This is a genomic window from Aquimarina penaris (genome assembly GCF_040786285.1).
GTDB lineage: Bacteria > Bacteroidota > Bacteroidia > Flavobacteriales > Flavobacteriaceae > Aquimarina.
Window position 1 is genome coordinate 188116 of record NZ_JBFMKQ010000005.1, and the last position, 14159, is coordinate 202274.

The following is a 14159-nucleotide window of genomic DNA, read 5'->3' on the forward strand; positions in this document are numbered from 1 at the left end:
CTAATATTTTTTTAAGATTTGACCTGAAATATTTTCTGTTAATGCTTTTCGATACAATTTTAAAGCTTCATCAATGGGTATTGGAAAGTATCCTGCAAACTTTTTATCTTCAGGAAAATCTCCAGCAATAGCTCCAGGAGCAACTACATTCAATCGGATACCTCTGTGTAGTTCATTACTGGCTGCATTAACAAAACTATGTATCGCTCCATTGACCAAGGATAATGCTACCGCACCAGGTTCATAGTGTTCTGCAAGGATCCCTGTAGTGAGGGTTATAGATGCATTATCGTTTACATGCTCTTTTGCGGTATTTACAAGATTTACTTGCCCCATTAATTTACTTCTAATGCCAATGTAGTAGTCTTCTTCTGTAAGATCTGATAAAGGTTTCCAGGAGGCTGTACCTGCTGCATTGATCACAGCATCTAGTTTTGGTAGTTTTTTGAATACGTTATTAATAGAATTCTTATCTGTAATATCTACTGGATAATCGGTGCTATTTCGGTGGGCTCCATATACTTCATGATTTTCTTTTCTTAAATTGTTATAAATTTCAAAACCTATAGTGCCAGTAGCACCGATAACTAATATTTTCATAATTATATATTTAAGTTTATAAATATGTTGATTAAATTTTTTTTTTTAAAGTTTGCTTATCGTTTCTAAATAACTCTTAATGACTTCTTCATTTCTTTTAAAATAGGTCCATTTACCATGTCTTGTAGTTATCAATAAATCGGCTTTATGCATTCCTGATAAATAATGAGAAATAGTTGGCTGCGATAGGCCAGACTTATCCTGGATGTATTGCCCGCAAACTCCATCATTAAAATGACCTAAATCTTTATGAGGAGGAAAGTTTTCCTCTGGATCTTTGAGCCACTTTAAAATATCTAAGCGTGTAGCATTAGACAATGCCTTATTAATTTCGAGTATTCTTTTATCATTCATACAACAAATATACATATTTAATTTTATAAATATGTTATCCGCTTCTGTTTTATATTAAAACAATAGATATAGTGTAACAAAATATGAACTTAATCGTCATCTAGGTATAAAGGCTATGTAACAGTTTGTATTTATCCAAATATGATGCAATAGTTTTAACGATACATGAAAGAGCGCTTATCTTGATACTTATTGAGATAGGTGCTTTTTCTTTTTCTTTTGTATTAGAATAGAAAAAATATCCCTATTCTTGCTACCTATGAAAATTATTCGGGATATAGAAACAAAAAGATTGGCTGTTAAGTTGAAACCATCTGCAGAAAAAATGGTGAAACGAGGTCATCCTTGGATTTTTGAAGATAGTATTGTCAAGCAAAATACTGATGGAAAACCAGGGGATTTGGTGATCATCTATGATAATAAAAAGAATAATTTCATTGCTTGTGGATTGTATGATCCTTTTTCTCCGATTCGAGTTAAGTTAATCCAGTTTGCAAAACCAGCACAAATTAATGAAGCATGGTTTGCCTCAAAAATTCAGGAAGCATACCAAATCAGAAAACCACTTCTTGAAACCGATACCAATAGCTATCGTTTACTTTTTGGAGAGAACGATCATATGCCTGGTTTTATAGCCGATGTTTATGATGATGTATTGGTTATTAAATTGTATTCGCATATATGGTTTCCTTATCTCAATTGGATTGTACCTCATTTGATCACAATTACTGGCTGTAATGTGGTTGTACTTCGATTAAGCCGATTATTGCAGTCCAAAGGCGATGTATATGGTTTAAGTGACGGAAAGATCATTTACGGGACATTAGAGAATGAAGTCGTGATTTTTAGAGAACATGGAGTCCTTTTCTCTGCAAATGTCATCAAAGGGCATAAGACCGGGTATTTTCTTGATCACCGCCATAATAGAAAAAGAGTAGGGGAGCTTGCCCATATGAAAACCGTATTAGATGTATTTTCTTATGCCGGAGGATTCTCTGTTCACGCATTGCACGGAGGAGCAAAAGAGGTGATTAGCCTTGATATTAGTAAACATGCTTTACAAATGGCCGTAGAAAATGCTGAGCTGAATAATTTCACAGGTACGCATAGCATAATGGTGGCTGATGCTTTTGATGGATTACAAGACTTAATTAATAAAGACCAACAATTTGATATTGTAGTCATTGATCCGCCATCGTTTGCAAAAAGAGAAAGCGAGATTGCAAAAGCTAAGAAAGGGTATGCGAGATTAGCAAAATTGGGAGCACAATTAGTATCGTCTAACGGTGTTTTGATATTGGCGTCATGCTCTTCTCGAGTTATTACAGAAGATTTTTTTAGTATCTCTGAAGAAAGTATTTTGGAAACCGGAAGAAGTTTTGAAATACTAGAAAAAACATATCATGATATAGATCACCCGGTAACTTTTCCCGAGGGAGCCTACCTTAAATGTGGTTACTACCGAGTACAATAAAAGCGACCTAAATTGGGTCGCTTTTTTACGTTCAAAATGTACCTTGGGCTTAGTGCCTACCAAATATATGAACCTTTGCTCTTTTTCGAGACATATTCTTTGTGTCATAAAAGAAAGTGATGTCTCTTATTATTCTTTTTCCACCCTTTAGATCGATCATTCTGGTTGTACTTTTACGCGAAAAGTTATGTCGTAATTGAATAACATCTTTTTGTCCATTTCCATATTGAACCACCATTCTGTGCATATTAAGAGCGCCTCCGGTAACCTTGATTTTTAGTTTTTTAAAGCTGCCTTCTCTTGCAGTTACTTTGATTACATCCTTATCTAATCTGTAATTAACCGTTCTAGAACCCAAATGTTCCCATTTGACTATGTTGGTTATAGTAAAACTGCTTCCTAAGAATAGTATTACCAGTAATAATGATACAATTGTTGATCTTTGAAGTACTATCCTTTTCATAATTTTTCAATTTATTTACCTATAACTAGGACATAAGAATTATGAAAAGGTTTAATTGTAAAACGAAAAACTAATAAAAAACATAGTAAACTACCTTGGGGCAAGCCCGCGAGGCATGGATTGCAAAATAATTTTGATTTCGAGGCAAGCCTCGGAGCATTTAAATCTCGATTATCGAGTACATAAAAAAAGGGTAGCAACATTTTTGTTGCTACCCTTTTTAATAAAAGTGTGTATATAGTTAGTTAGCAGAAAGCATCGCAAAAAACTTATCCATATTTGGTAATAAAACAATTTTTGTACGTCTGTTTATTGCCATATTTTCATCTGAGTTGTTCTCTACAAGTGGTTTGTAGCTACTTCTTCCAGAGGCAATTAACTTTTCTGGAGCTACATCATACTTGTTTTGTAATTTTCTAACAATCGATGTTGCTCTTTTTACGCTTAGATCCCAGTTATCCTGAACCACTGTGTTACTTATTGTTCTTGGGTCTGTATGACCTTCTACCATAACTTCGATACTAGGTTCAGAGTTTATAACGTTGGCCAGTTTTTGTAAAATTCCGTTAGCTTTATCACTCACTCTATAACTTGCAGTTTTAAATAACATCTTATCAGAAATTGAGATCATCACCACAGTATTGTCGATATTTATAGATATATCTTCATCATCTTTTAGACTATCATCTAAAGAGTTTTTTAAGTTATGTGAAACCGCTAAATTCATTGAATCTTTTAATGTTTTAGCATTTTGTAATTTGTTGGGATCTACCTTCGTTAGTGTTTCCCTCATTTTTTCTTTGCTATTGTTTGAAATCGCGGCAATATCATCTACCATTACCATTTTTTCATTGCTTTCGTCTCTTAAAGAATTGATTTTGGCATTATAATCCGCTACTCTTGCTTCAATTTTTGCAAATTTATCCTCTAATTCATCTTTTTCTACAGCAGTTCTTTGTAAAGTACTACGTGTATCTTGTAATTCTTGCTCTAAAGCAACATACTTTTTTTTCGACACGCATGATGTCAAGATAATACCTGACAATGCGATTAATGTGAATGATTTTTTCATGGTTACTTAATTATTATTTGTGTTATTTTAAACTACCTGATATTTCATTTATTGTTTCTTTAATTATTAATCTTTTCATATGAATATCTTAAAAAATGTTAATACATTTTCTTTGTAGTTATGGTATTCTATACACCTTTAGTATTAAAGCGCATTATAACTTGCTGATTATTAAAGTGTAGTGAAGGGGGAGGGAAATAATAGTGTTTTTTGAGTAAAAAGAAGAGTGTATTCTAAAAGTTAAAATATGTTATAAAACGCATTACAATGAGACCTCAATAGTTTGATTATGTAAACATTTGGAGTAGTAAAAATTGTTGTATAAAAGGATTATTATATACAGTAGATACACTTGTCAATACTTTTCATTAAGAAATATGTATACCTCTAAGATGGTATGATATTTTTATTAATAATTTCTAAAAGATGGTTTTTGTTATAAGGTTTTAAAATGTAGTCATTAAGCCCAGCTTGTATTATTTGACGGTTTAATTGAGTCACATCGACGGCTGTTAGAGCAATAATTGGGGTTTTTGTGTCAAATTCACGTATTCGCTTGGTGGTTCCAATACCATTTAGTTTTGGCATATTGATATCCATTAATACGATATCATATATGTTTTCTTTAGCCAACTCTATGGCATCAAAGCCATTATCAATAGTAGTGCAATCAAAGTTTTCTTTAGATAACATTTTTTCTGCTACCAACAGATTTAATTTATTATCATCCACCACTAGGGCTTTTAATTTAGGATGATCAACAAATGTATCAGATGCAACCTTAGTAGAAGCATTGTCTTTATTTTGCACGGTTTCAAAATCAGCTGTAAATGCGTACTCAGAGCCAGCATGTGAATCATTTTGAATAATGATTTCACCACCTAATGCTTTTGCTAATTTTTTTACGATAGCAAAATTTAAACCGGTACCCAAGTAAGGCTTTTTCACATTTTCTACATCAATAAACTCTTGGTAAATTGATTTTTCATCTTCTTTAGTGATTTCAAATCCATCATGTTTTATGATAAAAGAAATAGTAGTCTTGTTCTCTTTTTTCTTAATTAAGTTAACCGAAAAATAGACATTTCCATTTTTCGTAAATCGTAAAGCATTGCTAATAAGATTCATTAATATTTGAGAAAGAATAGCTGGGTCTCCGTTGATCGATTCACCAATTTCGGGATCAAAATCAAAATGTAATGTATTATCACTGTTTTCAGTAGCATAACTAAAAGAGTTTACAAGATTTTGTGTTATTTCTTTTACATTAAAAGATGTATTTTGAGATAAAATCTCTTCAGAATCAAGATAATTTACATGCAGAATGTTATTGATTAATGTAAGTAAATAATCCCCAGAGAATTTAAGAGATTTTAGCTTTTTACTATTCTTAAGTTCTGGATGATCCTCTGCCAAAAGATTTGTTAATCCCATTATCCCATACAAAGGGATTCTTAATTCCTGGCTTAGAATTGAAATATATTCTTGTTGGGATTGAATCTGTACTTTGGTCTCATTCTGTAGTGATTGTAATTCTTTGTTTTTTTCGTTAAGTGTTTTCTTCACACCTTTGTAATGCAACGATAAAAAAAGAATTATAGCCATAAGTATTGCTCCGATAATATAATAGGTCATAGCTACATTATTTATGCAACAAAATAAATCATATCAGTTTTATCTTACAAGTTTGAGTGAGTCTTTTTTTTCATTTGCTTGTAGATTGGCAAAGATTTTGTAGAGAATTAACAATGATAGCTCCTTATATTATTATCTTTACTGAAGTAATGAAGAACAGAATAAAGACAATGAAGTTTAAAATATTGCAAATTATTTTATTACTTACCGGTGGGCTATTAACTGCACAGATAGAGGGTTCTACTACATTACGTATTGATGAAGAAAGTGACCTTAGTTCGAATAAATATAGTTTATCAAGTTCTGATTCTAATGCTAATACAAACTCTGAACTCTATAATTTACCAAAGGAATTAAAAGAATATAGTCGTCGTAATAATAAGGCTTTTGATATGACCGGGGATAATGGTTTTTTAAAACCAACAACAGATATTACACCCAAATGGTTTGAGAAAGCTGAAGGCGATATAGAGGAATCAGATAAAGACCAGTACTTTGGCGATTTTAAGAGTAATGGCAAATTCGTAAATTTAGTGTATAGAGATCATGGAGAGGTTGATGGGGATATGGTTCGAATTTTTGTAAATGATGATATTATAGGCGGTCGGGTAGTGCTCTCTGGTGGATATAAAACTACGAAGATTAACCTAATAAAAGGTTTTAATCAAATTGATGTTCTGGCATTAAATGAAGGTGAGTTTTCGCCTAATACAGCAGAATTTCTTCTCTATGACGATCAGGGAAACTTAATTACTGGTAATGGATGGAATCTTGCCATGGGCAAGAGAGCTACAATGATTGTGGTAAAAGATTAATTAAAGGCTTTTATGATCTTGTAAAATGAGTTATAACAGATCTTCATGACTCATTACTTTACTATTTCAATACTTACTTTTGAATTTTTTCAGATATTTTGTGATTTTTTAATTCTTCTAACTACTAATAAGAAAAATAAGATTTGAGAATGAGTAAAGAATACGAGTTTACTCGAATTATTAAAGAGAATGAAGGAGTTATTTTTAAAATAACTACCATTTACACTAATGACCAAGAGGATCAAAAAGATTTATATCAAGAGATAGTCTATCAACTATGGAAATCTTACGACAATTTTAGAGGGGATTCTAAAATTAGTACCTGGATGTATCGAGTTGCACTTAATACCGCGATTACACGATTAAAAAAAGAAAAACGGCGTGGTAGACAAATAGAAATCGATAAAGTCATAATGAAACAAACAGAATGTTATGATACAGAGTTCGAAGAAAGATTGAAAATAATATATGCTCATATACACGGATTAAATGAGATAGAAAAAGGGCTAATGTTACTCCTTTTAGAAGGTAAAAAATATGAGGAGATTGCTGATATTACTGGATTATCACCAAGTAACGTTGGAACAAAAATCTCGAGAATAAAACAAAAATTAAAATCACAAATCGTAAAAAAATAAACAGACTATGGAATTAGAAGAAATGCAAGCTGTGTGGTCTGAAATGAGTAACCAGCTAGAGCAACAAAAAAAGTTAACTGATAAAATGATTATTATGATGACTCAGGAAAAATATCGAAATAGATTGAATAAAATTGCATATCCAGAAATGATTGGCGCAGTTATTTGCTATGCTATTGCAATTTTAATACTAATCAACTTATCAAAATTAGATAATTGGTACACACTATTATCGGGTATCATAACATTAGTTACCTTAATGGTATTACCCATACTATCACTAGGGTCGATTAACAGGATGCGTAACCTGGATGTAGCTACAAATAATTATAAACAAACACTAATCCAGTATGCAAAAGCCAAAACACATTTTCAGAAACTTACAACAGTGAGTTATTATCTCGGTTTCATTGTTATGTTTGCTGTTATGCCAGTAAGCTCGAAGTTAATCAATGGAAAAGATTTCTTTGCAGAAACAAAGTCAGTTTGGGTGCTTGCCGTTACAATACCATTGGCAATCACTTTTTTTATTTTATTTTCCAGATGGGCTATAAAATGTTATAACAGGACTATAAATTCAGCCGAATCTTTGATCAAAGAGCTAGAAGAAACTAGTTAAATTGAGATAACACCACTCTAACTAATGGAACAAAAAAAGACTGTACATACAAAACGGTCCTTTTTTTTGATTCGGGACATCACTTTAATTACTGTTTCTACTACATCCGTATTTAACAAAAAATGTTATTGAAATTATAAAATTGATCTTCGTAATAAGTTTTTGAGTACTTTCGCATCTTTAAAAATCTGTTAAAAAATAATGTTACTTTTTTGATAGATTTCCCCCTTAAATCTTGAAGCTGAGTATGTCGAAACCTACTAATAAAGAAGGACTTATCAAGAGTTATCATCTTGATATGGGTAAAGTGTCTTTCTATAAAAATTATTTGATTATTGAAGTTGCTGAAGGGACTTCTTTTAATCATGAAAAAGCAAAACAACTTTCAGAGTTAACTAATCTACATTTTGGGGATAGTGCTTTTGGGTATATCTCTAATAGAGTAAACTCATACTCACTAGAACCTTTGGATTATTTGAAGATAAAAGAGGTATTTCCGAATATTAAAGCATTTGCAGTTGTTATCTACAATAACCTTCAGAAAACAAGCGTAAGTATCGAAAATATATTTTATTATGACAACATTGTGTCTTTTGAGCGTATTGAAGATGCCAAAAATTGGATGAATGAGCAACTAACAATAGAGTGATATAAGCTTGGCCTTATGATAGATTATCTAGATAAGAATTTAAATTGTCTAAGGTATCATCCCAAAATTGTTCATAGAACTTTAACCATTGATTTACTTCTTGTAGAGGAGCTGCATCTGCATAACAAAAACGCTCTCTTCCTTTAGTATCTATTTTAATTAGCCCAGCATCTTCTAAGGTTTTAAGATGTTTGGTAACCCCTTGACGACTAATATCAAATTGATTTGATATTTGTGTAATGGGTAGGGCAGTGGCAGCAACCACTAAAGCGTGAAAAATTTCACGCCTGGTGGGATCGGCTACTGCTTTTAATATTCGAGTGATCTTATCCTGCATGCACTATTTGTTTTAAATATTCTTTCAATTCTGAAACACAATTATCCCACCCACCATTAAAGCTGTTAAACATATTTACAGCGGTATCACCAGGATAATTTGAAATACCAGAATGTTCAAGATGTAGTTTTGTTCCTCCTTCTTCGGTTTTTTCTAATTCCCATTTTACGGTTGTTTCTGTATCTGTATTAGCAACAATCCAAGTATAAATCAAAATATACGGATTAGCCTTTTTTACCTCGCCGGTAATTTGAGTACAGTTTTGCTCTTCGGGAGCAGTAAAGGTATATTTATAACCCGGCTCAGCCTTGAAATTAGCCTTAATAAACCATGTAGAGATCTCTTCTTCTTTTGTAATAGCATTCCAAACTTTATCAATAGAATGGCTGAAAATGTGAACTTTACTTATGATATCATTCATAATAGTGAAAATTTAAATATTAATACGCAACTTATTGGTTGCAAATATACAGTGCCAAATTCTAATACGCAACTTTTTGGTTGCTTTTTAAAACTCACCTCAAGTTATGGACTATATATTCTTCAAAAATTATATGTAAATACTAAAAAGTATATGTTTATGATAGAGGGTATACCATAGAAGGGTATAGAAAATCTAAATAACCTCTAAATTCTTCAAAAGAAGAAAGGCAGATTTTAACAAAAATCTGCCTTTACATTTGCCTAATTATGTAACGTTTAATAAATATATAGGTTTGGTCGTATGCGAATATGATACTCATAATCATGACCACTTTGTGTAAAACCCAAAAACTGGGTTTGTTTTTGTTTCGTTTCTTGTAATCTTTTTTTGATGTTTTTTAATGTTTTCATGGTAGTTAGTTTTTGATTGATGAATGTCTTTACGTTATCTATATCGCCTTTTGGTGTTCCAGATATATCCTTTAGATGTACTTAGCTTTTCAGTGATTTGATTGTTGTTTAAAGTTCTCATGTGTTTGTCGTTTTTTGATTTATTATTGAATTCTTAAAAATTATCTGTAACGTCTTTTAGCATTCCAGATGTATCCTTTAGCTGCACTTGGTTTTTTAGTGATTTGATTATTGTCTAATGTTCTCATATTTTCTAGTCTTTTATGGTTTAAATTGAATTTTATAATTTATCTGTAACGTCTTTTAGTATTCCAGATATGTCCTTTCGATGTACTTGGCTTTTTCGTGATTTGATCGTTGTTTAAAGTTCTCATGATATTGTTTTTTATGATTGTTTATACTTACTAGACGTCACCATTTCAATTTTGTTACAGTACTATGTATAAAAAGGTACTATTTTAACAAATATTAACATATTTGTACCGTAAATAGGGGAGTACAGGGTGAAATGCTCGCACAAAGTACATTTGGTTGTACTATATTTAACACCCAAATTTTTCATAAAGTAGATCCTTATGATTCAATTAAAAGCTAATTTGAATTATTAATTATATCTAAATACTGGGGGTATGAAACTAAAAGTTGCGGTTTTAATTTTTATAGGTGTTTGTACATTAGAGGAATGCCATGCTCAATACAAAGAAAACGATTGGGCAGATAGGGATACTTGGATGAATGTTTCTAAAATATTCGAATTATCAGAAATTGAATCTGGAAGTGTAGTTGCCGATGTGGGGTGCCATGAAGGATATCTAACTATTCATCTGTCTAAAAAAGTAGGAGAATCTGGAAAAATATATGCTGTAGATGTGCGAGAAGATCGATTGCGTACGTTAGATGAACATGTAAAAGAAAGGGAGATAGCTAATGTTACTACGGTATTAGGGGACTATGATGATCCTAAATTACCAAAGCAATCCCTGGATGCCGTTATTGTAATGGATACATATCATGAAATAAAGGAATATAAAACTGTTTTAGCGCATATTAAAACGTCTCTCAAACCCAAAGGAAAGATTATTATAATAGAGAAGCTAAAGAAACACATGCGTAATAAATCTCGTGCAGACCAAATAGAGGCACATACATTATCGATGAGTTATGTTAGGTCAGAGTTAAAGAGTGCAGGGTTTCTAATCTCAAAAGAAATTAACGACTTTGGTAAATGGGAAAATGATGCTACTAAAACAATATGGATACTGGTGGGCACAATACAATAACAGTTGTATGTCCTAATATACTACTACAGTGTTTTACTAGTAGTATGCAGAAGTATCAAAGACTTTTTCTAAACGTCCTTCTCATTTTATGCTGATCGTGTTCATATCCGTTCCAAAGTGCCTGAATAGCTTTGTTTTCTTCTAATTCGGGATTGGTTTCTACAGTTTCAATTCCATTTCGAAGAAAAGTTTCATTCATTTCTTTAAAAATTAGTGCAGTAACTCCTTTGTTTTGATATTCGGGATCTACACCAATAAGATAAAAGGCTGCGGTATCATTTCTTCGTTGTGCTTTTAGAATATGCAAAAATCGTAAAGGATATATTTTACCATTCATCTTCTTTAATGCTTTCGAAAATGAAGGCATAACAATAGAAAAAGCGATAAGTTTTCCTGTTTTGTCTGCAATACAAATAATATACTCAGGATTTAGATAGGGTAGGTACTTTTTCTTATACATATCTATCTGATATTGTTGTATAGGGACGAAAGTTTGTAAGCCGCTATAGGTTTTATTAAGCAGGTCAAACATATCATCTGCATACTGAAGAATATCTTTTCCTTTATTAAATTTTAAAAGTTGTAGTTGATAACGTTCTTTAATCACCTTGGCAAATTTTAGAACCTTCTCTTTGGTTTGTTTAGGAACCTTAATTTTATACTCTACCCAGGTAGCAGCAGGTTCAAAACCAAGTTGTTCCATATGATCTGCATAGTATGGATAATTATACCAGGTAATCATGGTGTTTAGCTCCTCAAACCCTTTAATAAGAATTCCTGCTTTATCCATATTAGAAAAACCAACCGGGCCTTCCATATATTCTAGAGAATGCTCGGCACCATATTCGGCAACTTTTTCTAAAAGTGCTTTGGTTACTTCTATATCGTCAATAACATCAAACCAGCCAAAACGAACTTTAGGCTTTTTTTGTTCTTTTACCTCGATCCAATTAATAATTGCGGCAATTCGTCCTACTATAGTATCTCCCTTATACGCTAAAAAATACTTTGCATTCGCATTTTTAAAAACCGGATTCTTTTTGGGGTTCATTACATCCCGTTCTTCTTTGATAATTGAAGGAACATAATAAGGTGATTCCTTATATAATTGAAAAGGAAACTTAACAAATGTTGTTAAATCTCCTTTAGAAGTAATTTCTTTAATCGTAATCATAAATCATATGTCATCTCTAATTCTTGGCAAATATATAACCCTTTTTTTAATATAATGATTACGTTTCGATCATTTTGGCATTTGTGTTAAGTATTTTACCGAATTCATTTAGAAAATTTTTTGAACAATATCGAGTTGGTTAATTATCAATTATTTCTAATTCCTTATCGATGTCAAGGTTTTCATTATCCTCTTTTTTTTCTTTGCTTTTGCGTTTAGACTCTTCTTTTTTTCTTTTTTTCTCTTCTTTTGATCGCCTTTTTTCTTCTTTCTTTCTTCTTTTTTCTTCTTCTTTCTTGGCTCTTTCTTGCTGCAGTTGATATTTTTCGTACTCAGCATCGACATCTTCTTCTTTCTCCTCGGTTTTCTTTTCTTCTACTTTCTCTTCCTTTTGTTCTTCTTCTTTTTCTTCCTGATTTAATTCATTCTCCATTTTCTCTAACTCCTGAAGCTGTTTGTCAATATCATCAAGTTCTCCATCAACGCCTTGATCTTTTTCCATCTTATCCAATTCTGCATCAATATCTTCGATCATTTTTTGCTTTTCCTTTTCGGCCTTAAGCGCTGCTTTTTCTGCTTCTCTAGCTTCTTTAGCTTCACGTTTTAATCGTCTAGCTTCTTCTTTTTTGAATTTTTTACCTTCTTTTTTATCTACTTTTTCTTGTTCGATACGTTCTCGTTCTAAACGCTCCTCGGTACGTCTTTCGTCAAGATCTTTTTCAATAGCATCTCTAAAGTCATCATCCTCGAACGTATTTATAAACGGAGTTTTTTCTAACTTAAGACTATCATTTTCAATTTCTTCAAGCTCATCTAATTCTCCATCAATTCCATCTTCCTCTTCACCTTCTTCACCTTCTTCCTCTTCACCTTCTTTTATACCACCTTCTAAACCGGGTTTTTCAATGATTTCGTCTTTAGTATGCCAGTCAAATCGATATGATGCTCCAAAACTACAGGTAAATATAGAAGGGGTGTCTTTGAAGTTAAAAGCAATGTTTGCATCAAATTGCAAATCTTTATCAAATAGATAGGCTCCTCCTAATCTTAATATATCATCACTGTAGAAATCGCTTTTTTGTCCCTGATACTCTATAAAACCTGCCCATTGATCATTTACGGTATGAGTAGCAGTAAGAATCCATCCGATTGCGGGATTATCTGTTGTCACTTTATCCACAATTATATTGGTAACAAAAGCCCAGTCACCACCATAGCTGGTGGTCCAGTTATTTTGAGCAAGTACTGCAAAAATAGGACTGAAAGTCGGATCTTCTGGAAATGTAAAAGGGTTATCTGAAGAAACAAAATTAGCTCCTACATAGGCAGATACCGCTGGGATCAAGGTTTTCCATCTAAACTTATGATGTTCTTTCCAACTTTTTAGAGCGGCATAGTTAATAGTATCCTTTTTAGGTCTTTTATAAGGGTCATAGATTAAATACTTTGCACCTAGTGTATTAACTTCAAAATTGCTTCTGTTTATTTTTTCCTCGTTACCACCTATCGTTTGTTTAACACCATCGGCTCTAAATCTACCATTTAATCTAATTTCTAATTGTTCGATAAGAAGCCCATATCGTACAGTATAATCAAAATTAAATACATTCGTTTTTGTGTCAAAAATTTTGTGTTTCTCTTTTCCAAAACCCATACCACCTTCTAACTGTAGCACATTGTTTCCTACAGAGAAAGAACCTTGAGAGGTCCCCGGTCTATTAGAATTTATTTTCTCGGTATATTGTGCAGAAGCTGATATCCCCAATAAAAACAGGGTAAAAAAGAATAGAATATATCTAGGGCTCATATTCGGTAGATTTGGTTCAAATATAGCAGATTTTATCATTTTTTTAGGACTAACAACATGTAATTGTATAGATAGTTCCTTATTTTTGAAAAAAAATGATATGCAAGAAGCTTCTCTACAAGGGGTGTTAAAGGTAATTCTCATTATAGTACTAATATATTATGGACTAAAAGTATTAACGCGTTTATTTGGTCCTCTATTGCTTAGGTATGTCACAAAGAAGGCCGGAGAAAAATTTGAACAACAATTTAGTCAATACCATCAAGCACAACAATCTGCACAAGACGAAGTTACAATTGATAAAAAACCAACACAAAATTCTTCTAATAAAGATGTAGGAGAGTATATCGATTTTGAAGAGATCGATTGATTTTTCATTCCTTTTCATTGACAAATACAAGAATTAAA

Annotated in this window: 17 protein-coding genes; 7 read left to right on the forward strand and 10 right to left on the reverse strand. The window is 32.1% G+C overall.

Annotation, left to right across the window (positions count from 1 at the left end; genetic code table 11):
* A complete protein-coding gene (locus ABW637_RS20490) occupies positions 1 to 600 on the reverse strand; it encodes a short chain dehydrogenase (RefSeq protein ID WP_367586596.1) in 600 nt (199 codons plus the stop codon).
* Between the two features lie 45 nt (positions 601 to 645).
* The gene (locus tag ABW637_RS20495; RefSeq protein WP_367586597.1) at positions 646 to 954 is read right to left on the reverse strand and encodes an ArsR/SmtB family transcription factor; all 309 of its coding nucleotides are present in this window, start codon (positions 952 to 954) and stop codon (positions 646 to 648) included.
* Positions 955 to 1213: 259 nt separating this feature from the next.
* Between ABW637_RS20495 and ABW637_RS20500 the strand changes: the two genes are divergently transcribed.
* Entirely contained in the window at positions 1214 to 2428 is a 1215-nt protein-coding gene (locus ABW637_RS20500; protein ID WP_367586598.1) for a class I SAM-dependent rRNA methyltransferase, read from the forward strand.
* A gap of 49 nt (positions 2429 to 2477) precedes the next feature.
* On the opposite strand, the gene ABW637_RS20505 is transcribed toward ABW637_RS20500, so the two are convergent.
* The 3 genes from ABW637_RS20505 to ABW637_RS20515 all read right to left on the reverse strand — a co-directional run bounded on the left by ABW637_RS20505 (position 2478) and on the right by ABW637_RS20515 (position 5598).
* The gene (locus ABW637_RS20505) at positions 2478 to 2891 is read right to left on the reverse strand and encodes a DUF2541 family protein (RefSeq protein WP_367586599.1); all 414 of its coding nucleotides are present in this window, start codon (positions 2889 to 2891) and stop codon (positions 2478 to 2480) included.
* A 241-nt stretch (positions 2892 to 3132) separates the two neighbouring features.
* Complete coding sequence (locus ABW637_RS20510; protein WP_367586600.1) at positions 3133 to 3963, reverse strand: OmpA/MotB family protein; 831 nt, start codon at positions 3961 to 3963, stop codon at positions 3133 to 3135.
* Between the two features lie 387 nt (positions 3964 to 4350).
* Entirely contained in the window at positions 4351 to 5598 is a 1248-nt protein-coding gene (locus ABW637_RS20515) for a response regulator (RefSeq protein ID WP_367586601.1), read from the reverse strand.
* A 170-nt stretch (positions 5599 to 5768) separates the two neighbouring features.
* Here ABW637_RS20515 and ABW637_RS20520 point away from each other — a divergent pair, with 170 nt between their 5' ends.
* The 4 genes from ABW637_RS20520 (at position 5769) to ABW637_RS20535 (ending at position 8319) form a co-directional block, all read left to right on the forward strand.
* Entirely contained in the window at positions 5769 to 6413 is a 645-nt protein-coding gene (locus ABW637_RS20520; protein WP_367586602.1) for a hypothetical protein, read from the forward strand.
* 149 nt (positions 6414 to 6562) lie between these two features.
* Positions 6563 to 7051: an RNA polymerase sigma factor gene (locus tag ABW637_RS20525; protein WP_367586603.1), complete on the forward strand. Its 489-nt coding sequence runs from the start codon at positions 6563 to 6565 to the stop codon at positions 7049 to 7051.
* Between the two features lie 7 nt (positions 7052 to 7058).
* A complete protein-coding gene (locus ABW637_RS20530) occupies positions 7059 to 7670 on the forward strand; it encodes a hypothetical protein (RefSeq protein ID WP_367586604.1) in 612 nt (203 codons plus the stop codon).
* A 247-nt stretch (positions 7671 to 7917) separates the two neighbouring features.
* Positions 7918 to 8319 carry a hypothetical protein gene (locus ABW637_RS20535; RefSeq protein WP_367586605.1) on the forward strand — a complete coding sequence of 134 codons (402 nt, stop codon included), beginning with the start codon at positions 7918 to 7920 and terminating at the stop codon, positions 8317 to 8319.
* Between the two features lie 13 nt (positions 8320 to 8332).
* Here the strand turns inward: ABW637_RS20535 and ABW637_RS20540 are convergent, their stop codons facing one another.
* The 3 genes from ABW637_RS20540 to ABW637_RS20550 form a co-directional block, all read right to left on the reverse strand.
* The gene (locus ABW637_RS20540) at positions 8333 to 8656 is read right to left on the reverse strand and encodes an ArsR/SmtB family transcription factor (protein WP_367586606.1); all 324 of its coding nucleotides are present in this window, start codon (positions 8654 to 8656) and stop codon (positions 8333 to 8335) included.
* Positions 8646 to 9077 (reverse strand): SRPBCC family protein, encoded by a 432-nt coding sequence (locus ABW637_RS20545; RefSeq protein ID WP_367586607.1) that lies wholly within the window; start codon positions 9075 to 9077, stop codon positions 8646 to 8648. The genes ABW637_RS20540 and ABW637_RS20545 overlap by 11 nt, the downstream gene beginning before the upstream one ends.
* A 278-nt stretch (positions 9078 to 9355) precedes the next feature.
* Entirely contained in the window at positions 9356 to 9490 is a 135-nt protein-coding gene (locus tag ABW637_RS20550; RefSeq protein WP_367586608.1) for a hypothetical protein, read from the reverse strand.
* Between the two features lie 629 nt (positions 9491 to 10119).
* On the opposite strand from ABW637_RS20550, the gene ABW637_RS20555 reads away from it, so the two are divergent.
* Positions 10120 to 10770, forward strand: a complete 651-nt coding sequence (locus ABW637_RS20555; protein ID WP_367586609.1) for a class I SAM-dependent methyltransferase — start codon at positions 10120 to 10122, stop codon at positions 10768 to 10770.
* Positions 10771 to 10825: 55 nt separating this feature from the next.
* Here the strand turns inward: ABW637_RS20555 and ABW637_RS20560 are convergent, their stop codons facing one another.
* Together ABW637_RS20560 and ABW637_RS20565 are read right to left on the reverse strand one after the other, a co-directional pair.
* The gene (locus tag ABW637_RS20560) at positions 10826 to 11944 is read right to left on the reverse strand and encodes a GTP cyclohydrolase (protein ID WP_367586610.1); all 1119 of its coding nucleotides are present in this window, start codon (positions 11942 to 11944) and stop codon (positions 10826 to 10828) included.
* Between the two features lie 139 nt (positions 11945 to 12083).
* Entirely contained in the window at positions 12084 to 13751 is a 1668-nt protein-coding gene (locus ABW637_RS20565) for a transporter (RefSeq protein WP_367586611.1), read from the reverse strand.
* 100 nt (positions 13752 to 13851) lie between these two features.
* Between ABW637_RS20565 and ABW637_RS20570 the strand changes: the two genes are divergently transcribed.
* Positions 13852 to 14121, forward strand: coding sequence for a DUF4834 family protein (locus ABW637_RS20570; RefSeq protein WP_367586612.1), 270 nt, complete (start codon positions 13852 to 13854; stop codon positions 14119 to 14121).
* Positions 14122 to 14159 lie beyond the last annotated feature (38 nt).

Excerpts from the sequence above, each read along its gene's own strand:
- ABW637_RS20530 (WP_367586604.1), top strand. The coding sequence starts at position 7,059 with ATGGAATTAGAAGAAATGCAAGCTGTGTGGTCTGAAATGAGTAACCAG.
- ABW637_RS20505 (WP_367586599.1), bottom strand. The coding sequence starts at position 2,891 with ATGAAAAGGATAGTACTTCAAAGATCAACAATTGTATCATTATTACTG.
- ABW637_RS20560 (WP_367586610.1), bottom strand. The coding sequence starts at position 11,944 with ATGATTACGATTAAAGAAATTACTTCTAAAGGAGATTTAACAACATTT.
- ABW637_RS20510 (WP_367586600.1), bottom strand. The coding sequence starts at position 3,963 with ATGAAAAAATCATTCACATTAATCGCATTGTCAGGTATTATCTTGACA.
- ABW637_RS20555 (WP_367586609.1), top strand. The coding sequence starts at position 10,120 with ATGAAACTAAAAGTTGCGGTTTTAATTTTTATAGGTGTTTGTACATTA.
- ABW637_RS20495 (WP_367586597.1), bottom strand. The coding sequence starts at position 954 with ATGAATGATAAAAGAATACTCGAAATTAATAAGGCATTGTCTAATGCT.
- ABW637_RS20520 (WP_367586602.1), top strand. The coding sequence starts at position 5,769 with ATGAAGTTTAAAATATTGCAAATTATTTTATTACTTACCGGTGGGCTA.
- ABW637_RS20565 (WP_367586611.1), bottom strand. The coding sequence starts at position 13,751 with ATGAGCCCTAGATATATTCTATTCTTTTTTACCCTGTTTTTATTGGGG.
- ABW637_RS20570 (WP_367586612.1), top strand. The coding sequence starts at position 13,852 with ATGCAAGAAGCTTCTCTACAAGGGGTGTTAAAGGTAATTCTCATTATA.
- ABW637_RS20500 (WP_367586598.1), top strand. The coding sequence starts at position 1,214 with ATGAAAATTATTCGGGATATAGAAACAAAAAGATTGGCTGTTAAGTTG.
- ABW637_RS20490 (WP_367586596.1), bottom strand. The coding sequence starts at position 600 with ATGAAAATATTAGTTATCGGTGCTACTGGCACTATAGGTTTTGAAATT.
- ABW637_RS20535 (WP_367586605.1), top strand. The coding sequence starts at position 7,918 with ATGTCGAAACCTACTAATAAAGAAGGACTTATCAAGAGTTATCATCTT.
- ABW637_RS20545 (WP_367586607.1), bottom strand. The coding sequence starts at position 9,077 with ATGAATGATATCATAAGTAAAGTTCACATTTTCAGCCATTCTATTGAT.
- ABW637_RS20550 (WP_367586608.1), bottom strand. The coding sequence starts at position 9,490 with ATGAAAACATTAAAAAACATCAAAAAAAGATTACAAGAAACGAAACAA.
- ABW637_RS20540 (WP_367586606.1), bottom strand. The coding sequence starts at position 8,656 with ATGCAGGATAAGATCACTCGAATATTAAAAGCAGTAGCCGATCCCACC.
- ABW637_RS20515 (WP_367586601.1), bottom strand. The coding sequence starts at position 5,598 with ATGACCTATTATATTATCGGAGCAATACTTATGGCTATAATTCTTTTT.
- ABW637_RS20525 (WP_367586603.1), top strand. The coding sequence starts at position 6,563 with ATGAGTAAAGAATACGAGTTTACTCGAATTATTAAAGAGAATGAAGGA.